Source organism: bacterium SCSIO 12741 (genome assembly GCA_024398055.1).
Taxonomy (GTDB): domain Bacteria; phylum Bacteroidota; class Bacteroidia; order Flavobacteriales_G; family Salibacteraceae; genus SCSIO-12741.
Window position 1 is genome coordinate 2,014,911 of record CP073749.1, and the last position, 22,233, is coordinate 2,037,143.

15 protein-coding genes and 2 pseudogenes are annotated in these 22,233 nt (G+C 44.6%); 9 read left to right on the top strand and 8 right to left on the bottom strand.

Going from position 1 to position 22,233, the window contains the following annotated elements; translation table 11 throughout:
• Window positions 1-9 precede the first annotated feature (9 nt).
• The 3 genes and pseudogenes from KFE98_08550 (at window position 10) to KFE98_08560 (ending at window position 6,344) form a co-directional block, all read left to right on the top strand.
• Window positions 10-3,458, top strand: a pseudogene (locus tag KFE98_08550) (efflux RND transporter permease subunit).
• 127 nt (window positions 3,459-3,585) lie between these two features.
• Window positions 3,586-5,031 (top strand): hypothetical protein, encoded by a 1,446-nt coding sequence (locus KFE98_08555; protein UTW64173.1) that lies wholly within the window; start codon window positions 3,586-3,588, stop codon window positions 5,029-5,031.
• 71 nt (window positions 5,032-5,102) lie between these two features.
• Window positions 5,103-6,344, top strand: coding sequence for an ABC transporter permease (locus KFE98_08560; GenBank protein ID UTW64672.1), 1,242 nt, complete (start codon window positions 5,103-5,105; stop codon window positions 6,342-6,344).
• Between the two features lies 1 nt (window position 6,345).
• Here KFE98_08560 and KFE98_08565 read toward each other — a convergent pair whose 3' ends face one another.
• Both KFE98_08565 and tilS read right to left on the bottom strand, forming a co-directional pair.
• Window positions 6,346-6,798 carry a hypothetical protein gene (locus KFE98_08565; protein UTW64174.1) on the bottom strand — a complete coding sequence of 151 codons (453 nt, stop codon included), beginning with the start codon at window positions 6,796-6,798 and terminating at the stop codon, window positions 6,346-6,348.
• 46 nt (window positions 6,799-6,844) lie between these two features.
• The gene (gene tilS, locus KFE98_08570; protein UTW64175.1) at window positions 6,845-8,173 is read right to left on the bottom strand and encodes a tRNA lysidine(34) synthetase TilS; all 1,329 of its coding nucleotides are present in this window, start codon (window positions 8,171-8,173) and stop codon (window positions 6,845-6,847) included.
• A gap of 33 nt (window positions 8,174-8,206) precedes the next feature.
• Between tilS and KFE98_08575 the strand changes: the two genes are divergently transcribed.
• From KFE98_08575 to KFE98_08595, 5 genes and pseudogenes are all read left to right on the top strand, one after another.
• Window positions 8,207-8,779 (top strand): DUF3109 family protein, encoded by a 573-nt coding sequence (locus KFE98_08575; protein UTW64176.1) that lies wholly within the window; start codon window positions 8,207-8,209, stop codon window positions 8,777-8,779.
• A gap of 528 nt (window positions 8,780-9,307) precedes the next feature.
• A complete protein-coding gene (locus KFE98_08580) occupies window positions 9,308-10,357 on the top strand; it encodes a ribonucleotide-diphosphate reductase subunit beta (GenBank protein ID UTW64177.1) in 1,050 nt (349 codons plus the stop codon).
• A gap of 46 nt (window positions 10,358-10,403) precedes the next feature.
• Window positions 10,404-12,794, top strand: coding sequence for a ribonucleoside-diphosphate reductase subunit alpha (locus KFE98_08585; GenBank protein ID UTW64178.1), 2,391 nt, complete (start codon window positions 10,404-10,406; stop codon window positions 12,792-12,794).
• A gap of 152 nt (window positions 12,795-12,946) precedes the next feature.
• A pseudogene (locus tag KFE98_08590) lies at window positions 12,947-13,095 on the top strand (hypothetical protein).
• A 203-nt stretch (window positions 13,096-13,298) separates the two neighbouring features.
• Window positions 13,299-13,541, top strand: a complete 243-nt coding sequence (locus KFE98_08595; GenBank protein ID UTW64179.1) for a hypothetical protein — start codon at window positions 13,299-13,301, stop codon at window positions 13,539-13,541.
• 670 nt (window positions 13,542-14,211) lie between these two features.
• Here KFE98_08595 and KFE98_08600 read toward each other — a convergent pair.
• The 4 genes from KFE98_08600 to KFE98_08615 all read right to left on the bottom strand — a co-directional run bounded on the left by KFE98_08600 (window position 14,212) and on the right by KFE98_08615 (window position 19,505).
• Entirely contained in the window at window positions 14,212-15,366 is a 1,155-nt protein-coding gene (locus tag KFE98_08600; GenBank protein ID UTW64180.1) for a T9SS type A sorting domain-containing protein, read from the bottom strand.
• Window positions 15,367-15,563: 197 nt separating this feature from the next.
• Complete coding sequence (locus KFE98_08605; GenBank protein ID UTW64181.1) at window positions 15,564-17,012, bottom strand: SLC13/DASS family transporter; 1,449 nt, start codon at window positions 17,010-17,012, stop codon at window positions 15,564-15,566.
• A gap of 13 nt (window positions 17,013-17,025) precedes the next feature.
• Window positions 17,026-17,829: a DUF4384 domain-containing protein gene (locus KFE98_08610; GenBank protein ID UTW64182.1), complete on the bottom strand. Its 804-nt coding sequence runs from the start codon at window positions 17,827-17,829 to the stop codon at window positions 17,026-17,028.
• Window positions 17,830-17,840: 11 nt separating this feature from the next.
• The gene (locus KFE98_08615; GenBank protein UTW64183.1) at window positions 17,841-19,505 is read right to left on the bottom strand and encodes a caspase family protein; all 1,665 of its coding nucleotides are present in this window, start codon (window positions 19,503-19,505) and stop codon (window positions 17,841-17,843) included.
• A 99-nt stretch (window positions 19,506-19,604) separates the two neighbouring features.
• Between KFE98_08615 and KFE98_08620 the strand changes: the two genes are divergently transcribed.
• Window positions 19,605-20,891: an acetyl-CoA hydrolase/transferase family protein gene (locus tag KFE98_08620; protein UTW64184.1), complete on the top strand. Its 1,287-nt coding sequence runs from the start codon at window positions 19,605-19,607 to the stop codon at window positions 20,889-20,891.
• Window positions 20,892-21,053: 162 nt separating this feature from the next.
• Here KFE98_08620 and KFE98_08625 read toward each other — a convergent pair whose 3' ends face one another.
• On the bottom strand, window positions 21,054-21,659 hold the full coding sequence (locus tag KFE98_08625; GenBank protein UTW64185.1) for a nicotinate-nucleotide adenylyltransferase: 606 nt from the start codon (window positions 21,657-21,659) through the stop codon (window positions 21,054-21,056).
• The gene (gmk, locus tag KFE98_08630) at window positions 21,656-22,228 is read right to left on the bottom strand and encodes a guanylate kinase (protein UTW64186.1); all 573 of its coding nucleotides are present in this window, start codon (window positions 22,226-22,228) and stop codon (window positions 21,656-21,658) included. The genes KFE98_08625 and gmk overlap by 4 nt, the downstream gene beginning before the upstream one ends.
• Window positions 22,229-22,233 lie beyond the last annotated feature (5 nt).

Sequence of the window (22,233 nt, forward strand, 5' to 3'; positions counted from 1 at the left end):
AGACAAAACATGTCAGAGAATAACAAAGACAAGGGTGTGTTGAAGTCGTTTGGCTTGTCAACACTCTCTCTGAAAAACAGAACAACGATTTTTGTTCTGACCGCGATTATCGCAATCGCCGGGGTCGTTTCTTACCGGGCTATGCCCCGGGAGGCATTCCCTGAGGTGGTTATCCCTCAGATTTATGTGGGAACGCCATACCCTGGAAACTCCGCTGCGGATATTGAGAAGTTGATTACTCGTCCGTTGGAGAAAGAGATCAAGTCCATCTCGGGAATCGATAAATTGACCTCTACTTCTGTTCAAGGTTACTCTACCGTATTCATTGAATTTGACTTTAGCGTTACCCCAGAAGAAGCCTTGAGAAAGGTGAAGGATAAGGTGGATATCGCTAAGGGGGATCCCGATTTTCCACAGGACTTACCTGCAGAGCCGAACATTTTCGAAATGAACATGTCGGAAATGATGCCGATTATGAACCTGAACCTTTCAGGAGATTATTCGGTAGAGCAACTGAAAGAATACGCTGAATACCTTGAGGACGAGATTGAAGTTCTTCCTGAAATTACGGAAGTTGACATTCGCGGTGTAAACGAAAAAGAGGTAAAAATTAACGTAGATCTGGCCAAAATGGAGGCCATGAGCATCAGCTTCAATGATATTGCCAATGCTATTCGCTCAGAAAACGTAACCATTTCAGGGGGGATATCCTCGCTGACGATATGCGTCGTACAGTACGTGTAATTGGTGAGTTTGAAGATGTAGAAGAAGTTGAGGATGTAACCATCAAGCAAGAGAAGTTTGATATTGTTTACCTCCGCGACATTGCTACAGTAGTGTTCGAAGAGGCTGAAAAAACAAGCTACGCCCGGGAATATGAAAAGCCCGTGGTAATGGTGGATGTGAAGAAGCGTGCCGGTGAGAACCTGATCAACGCGTCGGAATCCATCAACGCCATTTTGGATAAAGCTCGTAAGAATGTTATACCGGAGGATGTAACCATCACTATTACAAATGACCAGAGTGACCAGACACGTACCATGGTAAGTGAGCTGGAAAACAGTATCATTTTTGGTATGCTCCTGGTAATTGGAGTGCTATTGTTTTTCCTTGGTATTCGTAACGCTCTATTCGTAGGGGTGGCGATTCCACTTTCTATGTTTATGGCCTTCTTTATTCTGGGTGCCATGGGAGTTACGCTAAACATGATGGTGCTTTTCTCCTTGATTCTTGCCCTCGGTATGCTCGTGGATAACGGAATTGTGGTAGTGGAGAACATCTATCGACTCATGGATGAAGGTATGTCGGCAAGTAAAGCAGCGAAGTATGGGGTAGGCGAGGTAGCCTGGCCGATTATTGCTTCTACTGCAACTACCCTTGCAGCCTTTATTCCATTGGCTATTTGGCCTGGATTGATGGGTGAATTTATGAAATTCCTGCCCATCACCTTGATGATCGTTCTTGGATCGTCTCTGTTTGTAGCCTTGGTTATCAACCCTGTGTTTACCTCTGTTTTTATGAAGGTGGAAGAGACGCCAATGAAGGCTCGTACCTTGATCGCAATTGTGGTGGGTATGGTCGTTTTAGGTTTGATTCTTCGATTGGGTGGATTAAAAATTATTGGAAGCTTGTTGATTATCGGCGGATTTTTGGGATTGGTTAACTACTACATCCTTTCACCTGCTACACGAGTTTTCCAAAATCAAATTCTTCCTTACCTGGAGCGGATATACAATTCCTTCATCACCTTCGCATTGAGCGGCGCCCGTCCTATTTGGTTCTTTGTTGGAACCATTGGAATGTTGGTCATGTCTTTGGCTATGTTTGGGGTGTTTCCACCGAAAGTGATCTTCTTCCCAATTAACGAACCGCAGTACCTCAACATCTTTATCGAGGCGCCGATCGGAACGGATATTGACGAAACAGATCGCATTACCCAAGATTTGGAAGGAAAAATTCTGAACTACATCACCAAATTTCAGGATACCATTCCTGGTGATGACGGACCAGAGTACAAGAACTTCCTCGTAAAATCGGTGATTGCTCAGGTAGGAGAGGGAACAAGTGATCCATCTCAAGGCCCATCCATGGCGAATACACCGCACAAGGCTCGGATCTCGGTATCCTTTGTGGAATACATGTATCGCCGAGGAGTAAATACTGCAGACGTACTCAACGAAGTGCGTGATGTGGTAAAAGGAGTGCCAGGAATTCAGATCAGCGTGGATAAGAATGAAAGTGGTCCTCCGGTGGGTAAGCCGATTAACATTGAGATTACTGGTGATGACTACGATCAGTTGATTGAGCAAGCGGAAGAAATCAAGAGTTTTATCAATCACAAAAACATTCCTGGTATTGAGGAATTGAAACTGGATGTGGAGTTAGGAAAGCCTGAGATGATCGTAACTGTTGATCGTAAAAAGGCCCGTCGTTTTAACGTCTCCACGAATCAGATCGGTAGCACGCTTCGTACCGCTTTGTTTGGTCAGGAAGTTTCTACTTACAAGGATGGTGAAGATGACTACGATATCGTTATTCGATTGAATGATGAGTACCGTTACGACCCTGAATTGTTGCTCGATCAAAAGATTACGTTCAAGGATCAAAACAACGGACAGGTTCGTCAAATTCCTATTTCATCGGTGGCTTCAGCTTCCAAGTCTTCTACTTACAGTTCTGTAAAGCGGAAGGATATGAAGCGATTGATTACCATTTCATCTAACGTGTTGGTTGATTACAACGAAAATGAGGTGGTAGCTGAAATCAAATCGGCTATGGAAGAATATGATTTGCCGGAGCAGAATACCGTAAGCTTTACTGGCCAGCAGGAAGAACAAGCCAAAGAAATGGCCTTCTTGAGCAATGCCTTGTTGATTGCTGTATTCTTGATTTTCTTGATCATCGTATCCCAATTTAATTCTACTGGAACTCCTTTTGTAATCGTTGCATCGGTTGTATTCTCCTTAATTGGAGTGTTCCTGGGATTGGTGATCTTCCGGATGGACTTCGTAGTTATCATGACGATGATTGGTATTATCTCACTGGCGGGTATTGTGGTAAACAATGCGATCGTACTGGTGGATTATACCAACTTGCTCATCGCTCGCCGTATGGAAGAACTTGGGTTGGATCCTGAGAAGCGGGAGCGCCTTCCTATGGAAGAAGTAGTGAAGTGTCTGGCTGAAGGGGGTAAAACCCGTCTTCGTCCAGTACTCCTTACTGCGATTACTACAGTAGGAGGTTTGATTCCACTGGCTACCGGATTGAACATCAACTTTGTTTCCTTACTACGTGACTGGGATCCTCAGATCTTCGTAGGGGGTGACAACGTAATCTTCTGGGGCCCTATGAGTTGGACAATCATCTTCGGATTGAGTTTTGCAACATTCCTAACGCTGGTTATTGTACCGGTTATGGTATACCTGCAAACCCGAATTAAATATTCCATCCTGAAATAAGCGATTCATAACGCTTTCAGATGTCGAACCGTCGCCTGAGAGGAAGTGCCTTCTGCCCTTGGTCCTTGCTCATACAGGTGACGGTTTTTTGTTTGTAAGCCCACTGAAAATAAACGAGATTTGATCCGTGGAACGTAGGATTTGGATAATTGCTATTGTCGTTTATGCGCTTGCTGCCTGGTTTTCGGTGGGTTACTTCCATCCCGACGAGCATCACCAATTGTTGGAATTTGCAGCTACTCAGTTAGATTTACGTGAAGCGCAAACCTTACCTTGGGAATTTGAGCAGCAAATGCGTCCCACCCTTCAGGTATACATCGTAGTGGCGGTGTATAAGGTGATGGATGTGATTGGCCTTGGTAATCCCTTTTGGGTGGCTACTTTCCTGCGTTTTATATCTGCTGCGTTGGCCTTATGGGCTGCTGCCCTCCTGATTAGAAACTACCGTGAAACCTGGAAATGGAGAGGAGCTTTTCCCTTGTTTCTCATTCTCACTCTCCTGCTTTGGTTCAATGTGTTCAATCATGTCCGTTTTTCTTCAGAGAACTGGTCCGGAGTCTTTTTTATGTTCGGCTTTGCCTGGGCACTCGGCGATCGGTTCAAACATGTAGGGCATGGCTTGATCATTGGCTTTCTCCTGGGCTTATCTTTTCTGTTTCGTTACCAGTCTATTCTTCTTATTGGAGGATTGGCTTTATGGCTATTGGTCATTCTCCGAATGCCTTTAAAGAAATGGATGAGCATTTTGGCTGGAGGGCTTTTGGCTATTGGCTTAGGTTGGCTGACGGATTATCATTTTTATGGTGAGCCCGTATTTACCTTTTACAACTACCTGGAGCAAAATATAGTGGAGGGTAAAGCAGCCGAATTTGGTGTAGAGCCCTGGTGGTATTACATAACTCAGGTGGTTGAAAATGGAGTGCCTCCCTTTAGTCTGTTTTATGTAGTTGCTGTGTTTTGGGTGTTCATTACTAAGCCTAAAAGCGTGCTCACCTGGACCTTCGTTCCCTTTCTATTGATTCATAGCCTCACCGCTCATAAAGAGCTGCGCTTTCTTTTTCCCGTTGTGGGTTTTGCCTCCCTTTTTCTGATGGAGTTTTTAGACGGTTTGTTTCAACGTCGATCAAATTGGGATTCCTCGAAAACTTACAAGTGGATCAAAGGCCTCTTTCTTGGAGTCAATTACCTAATTGTGGCCGTGATTTGTTTTAAACCGGTAGAAATCAACATTCCGCTCTATCAGTATATCTATAATGAATACCCGGATGGAGCTCAGGTTTTTGCCCATAAAGACCATCCTTATTTGGGTGCCGCCGAGATTCGATATTATGCCCGGCCTTCCTTGGAAGTTTTTGAGGGGAAAGAAGAATCGGAGTTAGATTTTGATTCGACTAAACCCGTTTTGTTGGTTACGGCAGATAAAGAAATGCAGGCCAAAATGGAAGCTCAATCCCCAGCGGTTTATTCTGCCTTACCCGATTGGATTTTGGCCTTTAACGTGAATGGATGGGTAGACCGCACGACCTATTACAAAGTTTATGAGTTGCCTCCACCCGAAAAAAGGACCGAGTAACTGGCTTCCACAACCGTTGTTCACATAAGAATTCATATTCTACTTGTTCCATCTACCTTTGAAAGGTGAATTTGAAAATTACCTTTATCAAAGAAGGATTGCGTTTTGCGCTTCAAGCGCTGCGAGCAAATCTGCTACGAACGCTTCTATCTCTTTTGGGGGTAACCATCGGGGTATTTGCCATTGTTTTTGTGATGACCCTCGTTAGTTCACTCGAAAAAGGAATTCAGGGCAGCATTGAGTCCTTGGGAGACAACGTAATTTTCGTTCAAAAATGGCCTTGGACCTTTGGTCAGAATTATCCTTGGTGGAAATACATCAACCGCCCCGTTGTTCAGCCTGACGAATTGGAATACATCAACCGAAAGTCTAAAATGGCTCAGGCCACGTGTTACATGGCTTCGGCTCGTGCCAATGCGACTTATAGAGGCAATGCTTTTGAGGATGTTGATCTGGTAGCCGCCTCTCATGATTACGATCGGGTAAAGGAATTGAAATTGGCTGCCGGTCGGTATTTTACCTACAGTGAGTCCAAAAGTGGTAAGCCTTTATGCATTATTGGTGTAGATGTGGCTGGTGTGTTGTATGGCAATCCCAATGCGGTGGGTAAAACCATTGAAGTAAACAAACGATCCATGCAGGTTATAGGAGTGCTGGAGCGTGAGGGAGAGAGTTTTTTGGGCAACAGTTCAGATCAGCAGATTTTTGTTCCGCTCAACTATGCACGGTCCTTTCTCGATATTCGCTCAGAGCAAACCAATCCCATGATTTTGGTAAAGGCCAAACCTAAAGTGGCCAATCAGGAATTGATTGATGAGTTAACCGGAATTATGCGGGCGGTAAGAAGGCAGAAACCCAAGCAGGACGATAATTTTGCCTTGAATCAAACCAGCATGCTGACCAATACTTTTAGCTCCGTATTTGACGTGATTAACATCGCTGGAATTATCATTGGTTTGTTTTCAGTGTTGGTTGGCGGTTTTAGCATTGCCAATATCATGTTTGTTTCGGTGAAAGAGCGAACTAACATCATTGGTATTCAAAAGGCCTTAGGGGCTCGGCAGTCGTTTATTCTGTTTCAGTTTTTGACCGAATCGGTGGTTCTTTGCCTTTTAGGGGGTACCATCGGTATCCTCATTGTGGGTGGATTGGCGCTTCTTATGAATGCCTTCGCCGATTTTTCATTAGTACTCACACTGGGCAACCTGGTATTTGGGGTGAGTGTGTCGGTTGGAATTGGATTAGTTTCTGGAATTCTTCCGGCTTTAGCTGCTGCTCGAATGGATCCTGTAGAGGCCATTCGTTCCAATTAGTCTAACCCTTCGATTGGATGGCCTGGAATAGGGCCTGGTAAAGTTCATCTGGTTTTTGAGTGCCTATGATCAGTGGAGTGCCATCTTTAAGGGTAATTCGCACCGCATTCCTACCGTGACAATAGAATTTGATCTTTCCTTTTCGGTGAAGGTTGTATACCGGGCGATTGAGGTAGAACCGGCTGTAGGGGGCTTTTTTTACCGCAGCCATGTCTTTAATCTTAATCTTTACTCTTCGCGCCGTCCACAATCCGTCAAGCAGTAATTCATCCTTTTCCAATTTCGTTTCCAAAAAGAGGATAAACATGAGGCCAACACTCAAAGCCAAAATACCTAATCCCATAAAAAAGAGGAAATCTCCGGAGAGCCACGATTCTTGAGAGAAAAGGTCACCTTCTTGGGTGAAATAGTAGGCAACGAAGCAAAAGAGAGCCAAAACCAGTCTCCGGTTCATCGAGTATCGGTTGCTACCCAAAAATTGACGTTCTATAAATGGGGGGTTATCGCTCATGCCATTCTACCAAATAAATAGTTTTAGTCGCCTTCGTCAATCGATAACGATGACTAATTCGATGGCCAACGACCCATACCACGTTTCCACCAGAAAGTAGAACAAAGGTATTTTCTTTTTCGGGCAGCGACAGTTTCAGGTCCGTTAGAAAATCGCTGATTTTCTTTTTTTGGCCCTTCATGCCCAAAGGCTGGAAGGTGTCGCCGGGTTGCCATTTACGTAGGGTAAGTGGAAATTTCAACTGATCCAAATCGAGCCAGGCCTGTCGGGTCGATGTTGGAATTGGGTCAGGAGTGGATGTCTCTCGACTAATGGATAGGTAGATCGGTTGATCAATTTTCGTATCCAGGTCAGAAATGGAAACCTCTTCTACCCGAGACTCCGATTTGGGTTCCACGAGCAAGTATTCCCGATCCCTCACCAGCCGGTGGGTGGGGCTAAAAAACTGCTTGCCCGATTGACCATGAAGAGTTTCCGCTATAGCCTGGCAGTCGTCATGGTTAAAGCCCATGTCCGAAATGAATTCGTAGAGATACAGAGCTTGGGCAGGAAGCCTTCTGAGCCCTTGAATTTCAATTCTTGTTTGAGCCTCTTCATTCTCCACCAGATTTTGGCGTTGGCGTTCTATTTCCTGTTGGTAGATAGCTTCTGCTTGTCGGATTCGTTGTGCATTTTCTGTGAGAGTTTTCTCGGCCTGAGGATAGATCTTTTTGATTTCTGGAATTACCTTCAATCGAATAGCGTTTCTTTGGTAGTCGGTGGATTGGTTACTGGAATCCTCTCGATAGGAAATCTTGTTTTTCTCTACATATTGATTGATCTCTTGTCGAGATAGGGCTAATAGTGGACGTAAGGTTTTATGGCGGACTGATGCAATACCGTGCAAGCCATGTAGACCTGTGCCACGAAATTGATTGAGTAGAATGGTTTCGGCTTCGTCGCCTTGATGGGTGCCTACTACCAGGTAATCAAGCTCGTGTTGTTCCAGTAAGGAGTAAAACCACGAATAGCGGAGTTCTCTTGCTGCCATTTGGGTGGAAATACCTCGTTCCTGAGCGAATCCTTTGGTGTCGAAAGATTGAATGTGAATGGGAATTTGTCGTTGCTTGGCCCATTGGGTGACAAAGACCTCATCTTCATCCGACTCTTCCTTTCGTAGTCCGAAATTCACATGAGCTAGTTCGATGTTCAAATTCATCTCCTGGAATAAGTGGGCCAGGCAAATAGAATCGCGGCCACCACTCACGGCGATGAGGTACTTTTTGCTCGACCATTCCGGAACCTGATTTTTCAGCCACTGAAGCAATCCTTCTTTCACCCGGTAAAGGTAGGGAATGAATAACTTTGCGGCATGTACGAGATTGGTAAGACCCTGGTGTCGGAGGATGTTTTTGCTAAAAAATTTGTGTGTGACCTGGCTGCTTGCAAAGGTGCTTGTTGCGTAGAAGGTGATGGTGGGGCTCCCCTAACTGACGAAGAAGCCAAAAAGATTGAAGACGATCTTCCTCAGATTAAACCTTACCTGCGTTCCGAAGGACTTGAAGCCATCGAGAAGGATGGAGTATGGTACGAAGACTCAACAGATGGCGAAAAGCTAACTACCCTGATTAATGGTGGAGAATGCGCCTTCGTAGCTTTTGATGATGATGGCACAGCTAAATGCGGAATTGAGCAGGCCTGGAAGGAAGGTAAAACCGATTTCAAGAAACCTGTCTCTTGCCACATGTACCCTGTTCGAATTCAAGAGTACCGAAACTTCACGGCCGTGAATTACCACCAATGGGACATCTGTAAAGCGGCATGTGATTGTGGCGAGAAATTGCAGGTTCCTGTATACCGTTTTTTGAAGGAATCACTCATCCGAAAATTTGGAGAAGAATGGTACCAGGAAATGGAGCGGGTAGACGAGCTACGAAATCAATAGTTTTTGGTTACAAACATCGATTTTAGGCATCTCGCTAAAAATCAATCACTTAACATTTTCGTAATCTGGAAGTTTCCTAAGCGTAACATCGGAAGTGTCGTCTCAATGACCTGAGAATATTGAGGTTGCTGAGGTTATTGACAAGTAATTAACAGCCCCTGCCTTTCAAGATAGACAAATTTCAAAGCGGCACAAGAAAATCGTCTGAAAAAAGATACTAGTTGGACGATGGCAAATATGAACCAAGTAATAGAGCGCTTTTCGAGAAATGCAAGCCGAAATTTCAACAGTTAGGTGTTAATTCGATATGTTGAAAACTAGCCCCAAATGTGAATTCTTTGCCGTTGACCCCATTCCTTTATTTAGACAAATTTGTATCAAGCGGTTCGGAACGGGGTAATTCACATCGGCGTTTCGCACAGAACAAAATCTATTAAAATTACGACGATCAGATTGTCCGTCGCTGGTAAAAAGGTACCAGGGATGGCTGTTTTGTCGGCTAAATGTATAAAAGAGTATAAGGGTATTATGGAAAAGCTGGAAACCAAAATCAAAGAAGTCCTGCCAGAGGACATTAACGAGGTAAAAACCCAGAAAGAACTTGAGAAAAACGAACCTATTCTAAGAGAAAACCCAAACCGGTTTGTTCTATTCCCTATTGAGCACGACGATATTTGGCAGCTTTACAAAAAATCGGAAGCCAGCTTTTGGACTGCTGAAGAAATTGACCTGCACCAAGACATTATTGATTGGGCTGATAAACTAAACGAAAACGAGCGCTACTTCATTAAGCACGTATTGGCCTTCTTTGCTGCTTCTGATGGTATCGTAAACGAAAACCTGGCCGAAAACTTTGTAGCCGAAGTACAATACACGGAGGCTAAATTCTTCTACGGATTCCAGATCGCCGTAGAGAATATCCACTCAGAAACTTACTCTTTGTTGATTGATACCTATATCAAAGACAGCGAAGAAAAGAACCGTCTGTTCAACGCTATCGAAACCATGGATTGCGTGAAGAAAAAAGCAGACTGGGCTTTGAATTGGATTGATAACGGAACCTTCGCGCAGCGCTTGATTGCATTTGCTGCTGTAGAAGGAATTTTCTTCTCTGGATCCTTCTGCTCCATTTTCTGGTTGAAGAAACGTGGACTTATGCCAGGATTGTCCTTCTCCAATGAGTTGATCTCAAGAGACGAAGGAATGCACTGTGACTTCGCTTGCTTGTTGTACAACAATCACCTGGTAAACAAACTACCTAAGTCGGAGGTGGAAACCATCATCCGTGATGCGGTAGAAATTGAAAAAGAATTCATCACCGAAGCTTTGCCTGTATCCTTGATCGGAATGAATGCAAAGTTGATGGCTCAATATATCGAATTCGTAGCAGACCGCTTGTTGGCCGAGCTGGGTAACGATAAAATCTACAACGTGGAGAATCCATTCGACTTCATGGAAATGATTTCCTTACAGGGTAAAACAAACTTCTTTGAGAAGCGCGTTGGTGAGTACCAAAAAGCCGGTGTGGCTAGCCAGGATAAAGCTGGACAGTCCTTCGACCTTGACGCGGATTTCTAAACCTGTTATCAAAAATTTTACTGAATTAAACATTTAGCGCAGCACTATGTATGTAATTAAACGCGACGGCAGAAAAGAGCTGGTGATGTTCGACAAGATCACCGCCCGTATCAAGAAATTGTGCTATGGCCTTTCTGAACACGTCGACCCGGTTAAGATCTCGATGAAGGTGATCGAAGGTCTTTATGATGGAGTAACTACTTCTGAATTGGATAACCTGGCTGCCGAGCAGGCCGCCTCTATGACGGTTCAGCATCCGGACTATGCTCAGTTGGCATCTCGTATTGCAGTTTCTAACCTGCACAAGAGTACAGATAAGTCATTCTCTAAAGTGATGACCGATCTATACAACTACGTGGATCCCAAAACAGATGAGCCTGCTCCATTGCTTGCCGATGATGTGTATGAAATCATCCAGGAAAATGCTGCGCAACTGGATTCTCACATCATTTACGATCGCGACTTCGGCTACGATTTCTTCGGGTTTAAAACCTTGGAAAGATCTTACCTGCTCAAAATGGACGGTAAGGTTGCTGAGCGTCCTCAGCACATGTTGATGCGTGTGTCTGTAGGTATCCACAAAGGAGATATCGAATCAGCTATCAAAACCTATGATTTGATGTCAGAGCGTTGGTTTACACACGCCACTCCAACGTTGTTTAATTCAGGTACACCTAAGCCTCAAATGTCGTCTTGCTTCCTGCTTTCCATGCAAGGAGACAGTATCGACGGTATTTACGATACCTTGAAGCAATGTGCTCAAATTTCCCAGTCCGCTGGTGGAATTGGCCTTTCTATTCACGATATCCGCGCCACTGGATCCTACATTAAGGGAACCAATGGAACCTCAAACGGTATTGTACCAATGCTTCGCGTATTCAACGACACGGCGCGCTACGTTGACCAGGGTGGAGGAAAACGTAAAGGATCCTTTGCGATTTACCTCGAGCCATGGCATGCTGACGTGATGGACTTCCTCGACTTGAGAAAGAACCACGGTAAGGAAGAGCAACGTGCACGTGACTTGTTCTACGCCCTTTGGATTCCAGACTTGTTCATGCAACGAGTAAAGGAAAACGGTGAGTGGACCTTGATGTGTCCAAATGAATGTCCTGGTTTGGGTGACACATGGGGACCAGAATTTGAAAAACTATACAACAAGTACGAGAAAGAAGGTCGTGGAAGAAAGACCATGAAGGCTCAGGATTTGTGGTTCAAGATTCTTGAATCTCAAATTGAAACAGGTACTCCATATATGCTGTACAAAGACGCTGCAAACGGCAAGTCTAATCAGCAAAACCTGGGTACCATCAAGTCTTCAAACTTGTGTACTGAGATTATTGAATACACCGCTCCGGATGAGGTTGCTGTATGTAACCTCGCTTCTTTGGCTTTGCCTAAGTTCGTGTCTGACGGTAAGTTCGATCACCAAAGACTATTTGACGTAACCTATCAGGCTACGATCAACTTGAACCGTATCATCGACAACAACTTCTACCCTGTTGAAGAGGCACGCAACTCAAACATGCGTCACCGTCCAATCGGATTGGGAGTTCAAGGATTGGCTGATGCCTTTATCCTGATGCGTTTCCCATTTGATTCAGATCAGGCTCGTGCGTTGAACCGTGAGATTTTTGAAACCATTTACTACGCTTCATTAACCGCTTCTAAGGACTTGGCTATTGAAGAAGGACCTTATGAGTCTATCAAAGGTTCACCGGTTTCTAAAGGTGAGTTCCAATACGATATGTGGGGTGTAACTCCTACCGATCGTTGGGAATGGGATGTATTGAAAGAAGAAGTGAAGAAGCACGGAGTTCGTAACTCCTTGTTATTGGCTCCAATGCCAACCGCCTCTACCGCTCAGATTTTGGGTAACAACGAGGCCTTCGAACCTTACACGTCAAACATCTATACTCGTAGAACACTTTCTGGAGAGTTTGTAGTAGTGAACAAGCACTTGTTACGTGATTTGGTAAATCTGGGAGTTTGGAGTGATAACTTGAAGAACAAGTTGATTGCTGCTAACGGATCCGTTCAAAATATTGATGAGATTCCTGAGAACCTAAAAGTACTTTACCGTACCGCTTGGGAATTGAGCCAAAAAGCAATTATCGAAATGGCTGCCGATCGTGGAGCCTACATCGATCAGTCTCAATCACTGAACATCTTTATGGAGAATGCAAACTTCGCCAAGTTGACGTCGATGCACTTCTACGGATGGGAAAAAGGGCTGAAAACAGGAATGTATTACCTACGGACCAAGGCGGCAAGAGACGCCATCAAGTTTACCGTAGACAAAGCTCAGTTGGAGCAGCCTGAAGAAGTAAAAGCTCATCAGGATGGCAAAATGAGCACCGAAGAATACGCCAAATGGTTGGCCGAGCAACGTTCCAAAGTAGAAGAAGGGGACGATTGCGAAATGTGCTCTGGCTGATAAGACGGAGCGCATTCGGTGAAACCACATGTGCTTTGGCTAAAAATGTAAAGGGCTTTTAAAGTCTACTGGAAAATATTCCATTTTTATTGAGAAGACCTCACAGGAAAAAGGATCTTAGTTGGTTCTTTGGCTTGTGAGGTTTTTTTGTTGGCATCAACCACATTGAACGAATGAATCAAACTTTGAGAACTCATCTCAATGGACTGAACCGAAGAAGTATCTGTTTTTCAAAAAAAGAATTCGATACCTCAAGGCAGTATTAAAAATCTATTTCTGGGCTGATCCGGAAATGGTTTAGATTTGAGGGAATCAATCGAATTGCAGGCCCAATCTTTATATCAATTTAAGAAGTTACCCCAGAAAATACGTGTAAGTCATTTTCCCATTTCCGACCGAAAACTGCCAGATTCGGTGGGAACTATCCTCAATATTCATCCAGATTGGACTGATCAGGTAGGAGTAAAGGGAGACTTCACGGGAAAAAATGATAATTTCCATTAAATGATAGAAACATCCAATTATCTCAAGGCGATTAAAGCCATTCATAATCTTATTCTTGAAGCTCGAAAAATGGCCTACGAGAAAAAAAATGATCATGTCTTGCCTGAGTTCTTGGACAGCCTTGAATACCTACCTGCTCTGTTGCTTGAAGAGAAAGACCGTTCAGATTTATTCATCGAGTCTTTGAGGGAGCTTTGTGAACAGTACAATTGCATGTGGATTTTAGATGAGTACCTTCGGTAGTGTATCAAAGACAGAAGATAGTTAAGAGGCCATTAAATTGGACTGTTATCAGGGTGCTTAAAAACGGGATATTTTTGACGATCAGCAGTTTTGAGTTAAATGGTCCTTGAAGCCGCCAAATTTGGAATAATGCCTCAATGTATGGTTAAGAAATTTTCAATAATTGGTTTTTTGGGTGAATTAAACCGTCTTTTTGGTCAGGTTGATAGCCACCAACCTTTTCAAAGAACCGAGCAACTCTCAACGGTTGGAATTTGGACTCAAGCATTAGAATTGGGGCTGTCAGTTGAGATTGAGGAATTAGATTTCTGGCCTGACTGGGAATATGGAAATTTAGAGGTGAGTGTAGATGATTTTTTGCATTCGACCATTGGTGAACTGAAAGATTCGACAGAACCTATGTTCGTGCTTTTCGACGATTGTTTCAGTTTGGAGTGCGTCTATGAAATGACGGCTTCGGAATTTCCAAATTTCTACGATCAATTTACGTCTAATGTGGACTCATGCTCTTTGATCCAACCTTTCGATCATGTTTTTTTATTCAAAAGCTTAAAACGGTTGATTCTCGTGCACCACGAGGGTAAATTGATAACGGTTTCTTGGTGAATCACAAAAAAAAGCCCCAATCTCAAAATGAAACCGGGGCTCTTAAACTGCAATAATATCTTTCTTAGTGGACCACCACCCGGTCTTGCCAGAGGAGGTTGTCGCCTGTAATGCGGACCAAATACATACCGGATTGAACACTTTCTAATCCAATAGTAGTTGTTTGGCCATTGGAGATTTCGCCTAAGTTTTCTTGATAAACCACTTGTCCATTGAGGTCAAACAATTCCAGGTTTACGTTTTGGGCATCGCCAGCCGCTTGAAGAAATAGTTGCCCTTCCACTGGATTCGGGTAAAGCGCAAAGTTTACTCCGTATTGCTCCAACTGGTTAATTCCAACCTCATTTCCACTTCCTCCATTGCCACCGCCATTGTTTGTGGTGTCAGCCTGGTGATCAGGGTGGTGAGGATCCGTCTTGTCATTGGGGTCGTAGCCGTAGGCCGCGTTCAATACTTCTTTGGTGCCCAGGTGCTGAACAAATACGACCACTTCCAGGTTGTCAAAATCCTCTACTGAGTGCTCTGTTTGGTGATCGATAGGATCATTAGCGCTACCCGGTAGGCGATAGTTTCCTTGAAATGAAAAGGAGCCCGTAAAATTGATCGTGGTATCCTTCGGAAGGTCACCGAGAACGAACTCACCACCGGAAGGCATCATTTTTTTCAATACCGCTTCAAACTCCGTCTCACCGTTTGATTTCTTGTTGTTGTAAGTGATTTTTTCTGTGATCATTACATACAACTTGTGAACCGGTCCAGCAATATCGCTAAGAGCCTTAAGCTCTACATTGTAATCCAGGGTTTTCCGGTTATCCTTCCACGTGAGGTGTGGAGTGATTTGCAGGTAGGAATAACGCTGCAATTCCTGATCCAGCTCCGTAGTTCCCATTTGAGGCGGGAAAAGGTCGTAATCACCGTTAATTTGCAAATTCGGAACACCGGTTACGCCATAGAGGCCACGACGGCTTCCCGCTTCTGAGGTGTAGTATGGATCACCCGATCCAGGCCAACTCATTTGGTATTTTACGATGGCAAACTTGCCTTTGTAGGCAGCGTTGTTTGCAATGATTTGATTTAAGTTTTCATTTCCACCTTTACACGGTCCGCATGTGGAGCTGGTAAATACTTCAATTAATGGAAATCGGGGGATGGAATCCTGAGCCATGGAAATGGAGCCAAAGGCCAGAATAGCAAGCAATGAGGTAGCAATTTTTTTCATCGTAAAAGCGAATTAGTAGACTAAATTACCGAATTAACACTCATTCAAACAAATAAAAAATCCAAGGGTTAGGTATTTGGCAAGCCACTTGACGAATGTGAAGTACGGATTCAGGGCAAAGGGATCCTGATTAGTTGGAATCTCTCCATGGCAAGAATGGACTGATTCGGCTTTAGCTCATTCCAAATTACAAGGGCTTAAAACACCAATTCCACCAAATAATAGCCACAAGCCGTCAACCAAAGAATTCCAATAAGATTCAATGCAAATCCCACCTTGGCCATCTGCGGCATTCGAATAAAACCACTGGAATAAACCACGGCATTAGGCGGTGTAGAAATAGGCATCATAAAAGCACAGCTGGCCGCCAAAGTAACGGGTACGGTGAGCTGATAGGGATGCAGTCCCATGCTTTCCGATACGCCAATGATGACAGGAATAAGAACAGTAACGAGTGCGACGTTGCTCATCAATTCGGTCATAAACAGCGTGATGGTGACAAGGGCCAAACACATCCAAAAAGGATCAGCAGCCACATGGGAGGCGATCCACTCTCCGAGCTCGAGAACCAGGCCGCTTTTATCAAAAGCCTGAGCCAGGCTTAGTCCTCCGCCAAAGAGTAGCAGAATGCCCCAGGGAAGCTTTTCGGTGCTTTTCCAATCCAGTACATATTCTCCTACTTTCCAGTTAACCGGAGTGATAAACATCAAGACCCCGCCGGCCATGGCGATGGTAGTATTGCTCAATACATTGCCACCCAAAAGCAAATTGAGTTGGCCTTTAAAAACCCAACAAATGGCCGTCAATGAAAAAATGATCAGTACATATTTTTCAGCCCTTCGCATGGGCCCCAGATCCTTTAAGCGCTGTTGGAACAATTCCCTGGAACCCGGAATTTCCTGAAGCCGAATTGGGATGAGCACCCGGGTGAGCAGCACATAGGCCAGAGCCAAAAGAACCCCTCCGGCAGGAATCCCAACTAAAAGCCATTGTCCAAAACCAATTTCCTGGTGAAAGTAATCTTCCGCTATTCCAGCAAACACCATGTTGGGGGGCGTGCCCACAAGCGTGATCATCCCACCAATATTGGCTGAGTAAGCGATGCCCAACATCAAAGCCAGCCGAAAGCGATTAAACTCCCGGTTACCGCCTTCTTTATGCGGCTGTTCTCGTAGCAATTGGTCCACGGACAAGGCAATGGGAAGCATCATGACCGCTGTAGCCGTGTTGCTAATCCACATACTGAGGAGAGCCGTGGCCAGCATAAAACCAAGAATGATTCCCTTGGGATCGGTACCGGTAAAGTGAATGAGGTGAATCGCTATTCGGTAATGCAACTGCCGTTTTTCCATGGCCAAGGCAATGATGAATCCGCCCAAAAACAAAAAGATAATAGGGTGTGCGTACGGAATGAGTGCCTCCTTAATGGGAAAGAGTTCCAGAAAAGGAAACAGAATCATGGGTAAGAGGGCGGTGATAAAAATCGGAACCACCTCGGCCATCCACCAGATAATCATCCAAAAACAAACGCCTAATATCGCTGCTCTGTCGGGATAGTCGGGTAGGGTAAAAAGGGTGATAAGGACCATCCCCAGCGGTCCGATAAAAAAGGCAATGCGCTTGTATAAAGGGTAATTCTCCGCCATGTTGGACAGCTACCTAATTGGAGGTGTCCGACGAATATACATCAAATGAAAAGGTAGTTACCCGACGCTGATCAGGCGGAATCTGAAAGATCCAATTCATGATGTCTTTGTAAGTGACTTTGGCGTTAAAGGGAATGTCCTGCTTGAGCGAAACCACTACCATTCGATGTTGTTCCTTGTACAAGTCGGTTTCCAGCTGATAATCCAATGAAGGCTTAGGGAAGGTGTACTCCTTTTGAGCTTCAAAAACCTTGTTCTTTTCATATTCATTGGGATAGAGCTGGTAGGCTTCCTGTTTTTCGGCAAACACGAATATTCGGATGTAGGCCTCTTGATTAGGTTTGAGCGTAAAGGTGAGCAAGTCTTTGTTCACATAAACCGGTTTGATGCCGTCCATCCAAAGATCGAAGGAAGGGTCCATGCCTTGCTTAAACTTAATTACCTCAATATTGGCTTTTATATGAACTTCCAATAGACCCTGATCGTTGATCTTCTTCTCTTCGGAGAGCAATTCAAGATCGGAAATAACGCCCTGCATGTCGTTGAGGATATTGGTAGAGAAAATCTCCTCCATGTTTCCGTTTTCCTCTTTGACAAAAAAGTCGCTGTAAGACGAAATCTGCTCGGTAACACCCGCCTTTTGCAAAGCCAGTAGCTTGGCTTCATTCAAGGCCTTTTGCTTCACCTGAGCAGGAGATTCACTTTCGGAACCCACCGCATAGGCCTCCACATTTTTGATGAGGACTTTTTTCGACACTTTTCCAGCCGAGGCCAGCAGTGTTGAAAGCAGTAACACAAGCAGTAATCCGTGCTTCATGATTTCGGGTATTAGTACAGGTTCCAGTCCTTCCAGGAATCTCCCAGACCTGGACTCGCATTGACATCCGGCGTTTGTTCTTTTTCGTTAACGAATACAGCTTTCAGGCCAATGTTTTCTTTCAAGTATTCGTACAAATCGGCATAACTCACATCCCCTGAGGTCTCCTGCATTTTTTTCAGGAGGTAATAGGTAAACAAGCCATGTCCTTCGGTATGAAGAGGCTGAGCTGTTTCACTTCCTGAGCAAGCAGAAAACACTACAATGTTTCCATTGAGGTAGTCTTCTTTCGGAACTATTTTAACGGCACGGGCAGCCAATAGTCCTTGATTACGAGCACCGCCACTAAAACAAGCGTCGATAAATACGGTAACCCGTTTACACTCGTGCTCAGTCAGCTTTTTGTACACGTCGCTTAGCTTGAAGCCATAGGTTAAATCACTGGCACTTACGTCCACTGGCATGATGTAGGGATCACGTGAGTTTTGATCGGGAAAACCGTGGCCCGCATAGTATACAAATACTTCGGCCTTACCATCGGTAAGTTCAATGGCCTTGGAGATTTTTTGCAAGGCTCGGTTCATTTCTACCACCCGGGCGTTCTGTAAGAAGACCACATTTTCATCAGGTACACCCAGCATTTGGTTGCAGTAATTCTTAAAGATTTCCGCATCCCGATTGGCATAGTCTACGTTTGATTCAGACGAAAGTGTAGGCTGAAAGGTCTGGTAGTCCTCATTTCCAATAATTAGGGCAAAGCGATAAGGAAATTTCTCGCCGCGGTTTGGAATGTTTACATCCACATCGGAGATTACGGGTGGAGCAGAAGCTTGAGGTTGAGGTTTGGGAACGGTTTTTACAACAGGTCGGGTACGAGGTTGAATCACCGCCTGTGCGGGTGGTTTCATCGGCTCGTAATAGTCTACCGGCCATTTCGAAATACCAGCTTCCAACAATCGCTTGTCGGTTTTTTCATCAATCTCAACTAAGCGATCTAAGTCTTCCGTACCTCTCAATTTGTTCAGCAGGCTTTTGCGTTGCTTTTCATTGGTGAGGTAAATTTTGTCTAAAACAACCTGGCGGAATGCTTCCACCTCCCATCTTTCGAAAATATCGTGAATGGCATTTGCCCAGTAGTTGCGCAATCCCAATCCGCCGGGTTCTCCTTCCATTTCTTGAATGGTAATAATATCCCGGGTGGCAATGTCAAAGAATACTACATGAATAACCGCCTTACGCTCCAGCTTGTTGAAGGACTCGGCATAAAGCACCATTCCCAATCCGCTGTTTACAGGAAGATCGTATTGGTTGACCGATTCGAAGATTTTTACCTGATCCAAACGGTAGTCGTGACTAACCACCAATTGGTCGTGATCCACTGCCCGATTGATCTTGTCAAAGGTGTGGATGTGGTACATGGCTCGACGCTTGTGGAAGAATTGTTCGACGTTATATTTCACTCTTTCCTCAAAAAGAATCTCATTCCATCGTGCAAAATAGGAATCCACGATCCGATCCGACTCCTCAAAACCAAAGGTTCCGATCATCTTGACATGGGAAAAGTCAATGCCAAAAAATTTCACTTCCTGCTGATAATAAACGTACTGCGTATTCTGGGCAACGGCCGATGAAATGCCCAAAAACAGTGCGAATAAAAGCAAGTACACCTTTTTCATGTGCGTTAAAAATTAAGGTATAAAGTTAGCAGATAAATCACTCGAATTATCTAATATTCCATATTCAAAGAAAAGACAGTTCATACAATTATTGGACCAATGTTAAAAGAGCTTAACACCGTGACAGCCCAAGAGGCTGTAAAGATCATCGAATCAGGAAATCGAGTATATGTACACACCGCTGCTGCAACACCGAGACACCTGGTAAATGCGATGACGGAACGATACAATGAGTTGAAGGACGTGGAGGTCGTAAGTATCCACACGGAATGGGATGCACCGTATGCGTCGGAAGAATATGAAGGCCATTTTTCGGTAAAGACCTTTTTCGTGGGTGGTAATATTCGTGGATCGGTTAACGGTGGTCGGGCGAGTTACATCCCCATGTTTTTGAGCGAGATTCCTCATTTTTTGAGAAGTGGAGCCATGCCCATTGATGTGGCCTTGATTCAGGTGTCACCACCGGATCGTCATGGATATTGTTCTCTGGGTGTGTCGGTAGACGTGAGTGAAGCGGCTACGGATTCAGCGAGACATGTTATTGCGCAGGTAAACCCTCAAATGCCAAGAACGCATGGAGATGGAATCATTCATGTATCAGCCATTGATGCCTTTGTGGAATGTGAAGATCCGATTTATGAAGTAGGTTTTAAAGAGCCTTCTAATATTGAAATGGCCATAGGTCATCACATCGCCAATTTGGTGGAAGATGGGGCGACCTTGCAAACCGGAATCGGCGGTATACCCAATGCGGCACTCAAGGCTTTGGAAAATCACAAGGACCTGGGAATGCATACCGAGATGTTTAGCGATGGGATCATTCACCTGATGGAAAAAGGGGTATTGACCGGTATTCACAAACACTCCCACCCTGAAAAAGTGGTGAGTGGATTTTGTCTGGGAAGCCGAAAACTGTACGACTTCATTGACGACAACCCCGGTGTGATTATGTGTGATGTTGGCTGGGTAAACAATACTGGAGTAATTCGTAAAAATCCCAAGGTGACGGCGATAAACAGTGCCATTGAGGTAGATCTGTTCGGTCAGGTTTGTGCCGATAGTATTGGTTCTCGTCAATATTCCGGAGTAGGGGGACAGATGGACTTCATTCGCGGAGCCGCACTATCTGAAGGCGGTAAGGCCATTATTGCGCTTCCATCCTCTACACGAAAGGGAATAAGCCGAATCGTAAGTCGATTGAATGTTGGAGCCAGTGTAACTACTACCCGGGCTCATGTGCATTACATTATTACGGAACATGGAGTAGCCTACTTGTACGGCAAAAGCTTAAAGGAAAGAGCCAAAGCGCTGATTGATATTGCAGATCCGGCTCACCGTGAGGAGCTTTATAAAGAGGCTCGGGAGGTTTTGAAGCTAAAAATCTAACTGATTCAACGTTAACTCATTCGGATTTGCAATCCGAATGGAGTGAGCTGCGGATTTGAAACTGAGCTTGCGACCTCATGAACGAAGTGAGTAATCCGCGACTCTGGCTTTCGGATAACATATCCGAAAGAGTTGAATCCGGATGAGTAGGTTGAGTAGGTTTTAACGGTAGAAATTCATTTCATCCACATACTTGAACACGGGCTCGCTCAACAGGTACCTTACGTCCTTGCCTTCTTTGATGGCTCGGCGGATGAACGAAGCCGAAACTTTCATAATCGGGGCCTGAATTACGTTGACGTTTGGATGCTGATGAATCTCTGGCTTAATGGGAGGTGGAATGGATTCGGTTTTCTCCTGCTCGGTCAATACCCGTGGGTATACAACCAGGCTATGGTTCTTCAAAATGGTTTCGTAATTCTTCCATTTATGAAGGGTGCGTAAATTGTCTTCACCCATAATCAGAGCAAACTCATAACCCGGATACTTGTCTTGCAAATAAGCCAGGGTGTGAGCGGTATAGGAGGGCTTTTCGAGCTTGAATTCAATGTCAGAAACCCGAAGTTTATCGTTGTCCTCAATGGCCCTTCTTACAATTTCCAACCGGTGGTAGTCCGGAAGTAAACTTTCCTTGTTTTTAAGCGGGTTGCGAGGAGTGACCACCATCCAAACCTGGTCCAAATTGGTGTAGTTGGCCATGTGGTTGGCGATGATCAAATGACCCACGTGAATGGGGTTGTAGGTACCGAAATACAATCCGACTTTCATGATTCCAGGAATTTTGATACCCAGTCGTATGCCTGCTTTTTGGCATCATCCAGGTTGTCGTTTATCAGTAGCTTGTCAAATTGGTTGGCGTAGGCCAATTCTCTCTCCGCCTTGGCCAGGCGCATTTGAATTTTTTCTTCCGTTTCGGTTCCGCGACCGCGAAGTCTTTTGCCCAATTCCTCTTTAGATGGAGGCTGTACAAACAAACTTAACGCCTGATCTCCAAAGTAGCGTTTGAGATTGAGACCACCGATTACGTCCACGTCAAAAATGACCACTTTTTCAGCCAACCAAATCCGATCGATTTCGCTTTTCAGAGTTCCATACATCTGATTTGGATATACTTCTTCCCATTCTACAAAATCGCCGTTGGCGGCTTTGGATCTAAACTCGTCCGGACTTAGAAAATGATAGTCTTTCCCATTCTGTTCTTCCCCACGGCAAGGCCTGCTGGTTGCAGAAATGGAAAAGGACAAAGGCAAATCTGTATTGTCTAAAAGGTGGTGGACTAAAGTCGTTTTACCTGAACCAGAAGGGGCTGAAAAAATGATGGCTTTTCCTGAAAGCATAAGCG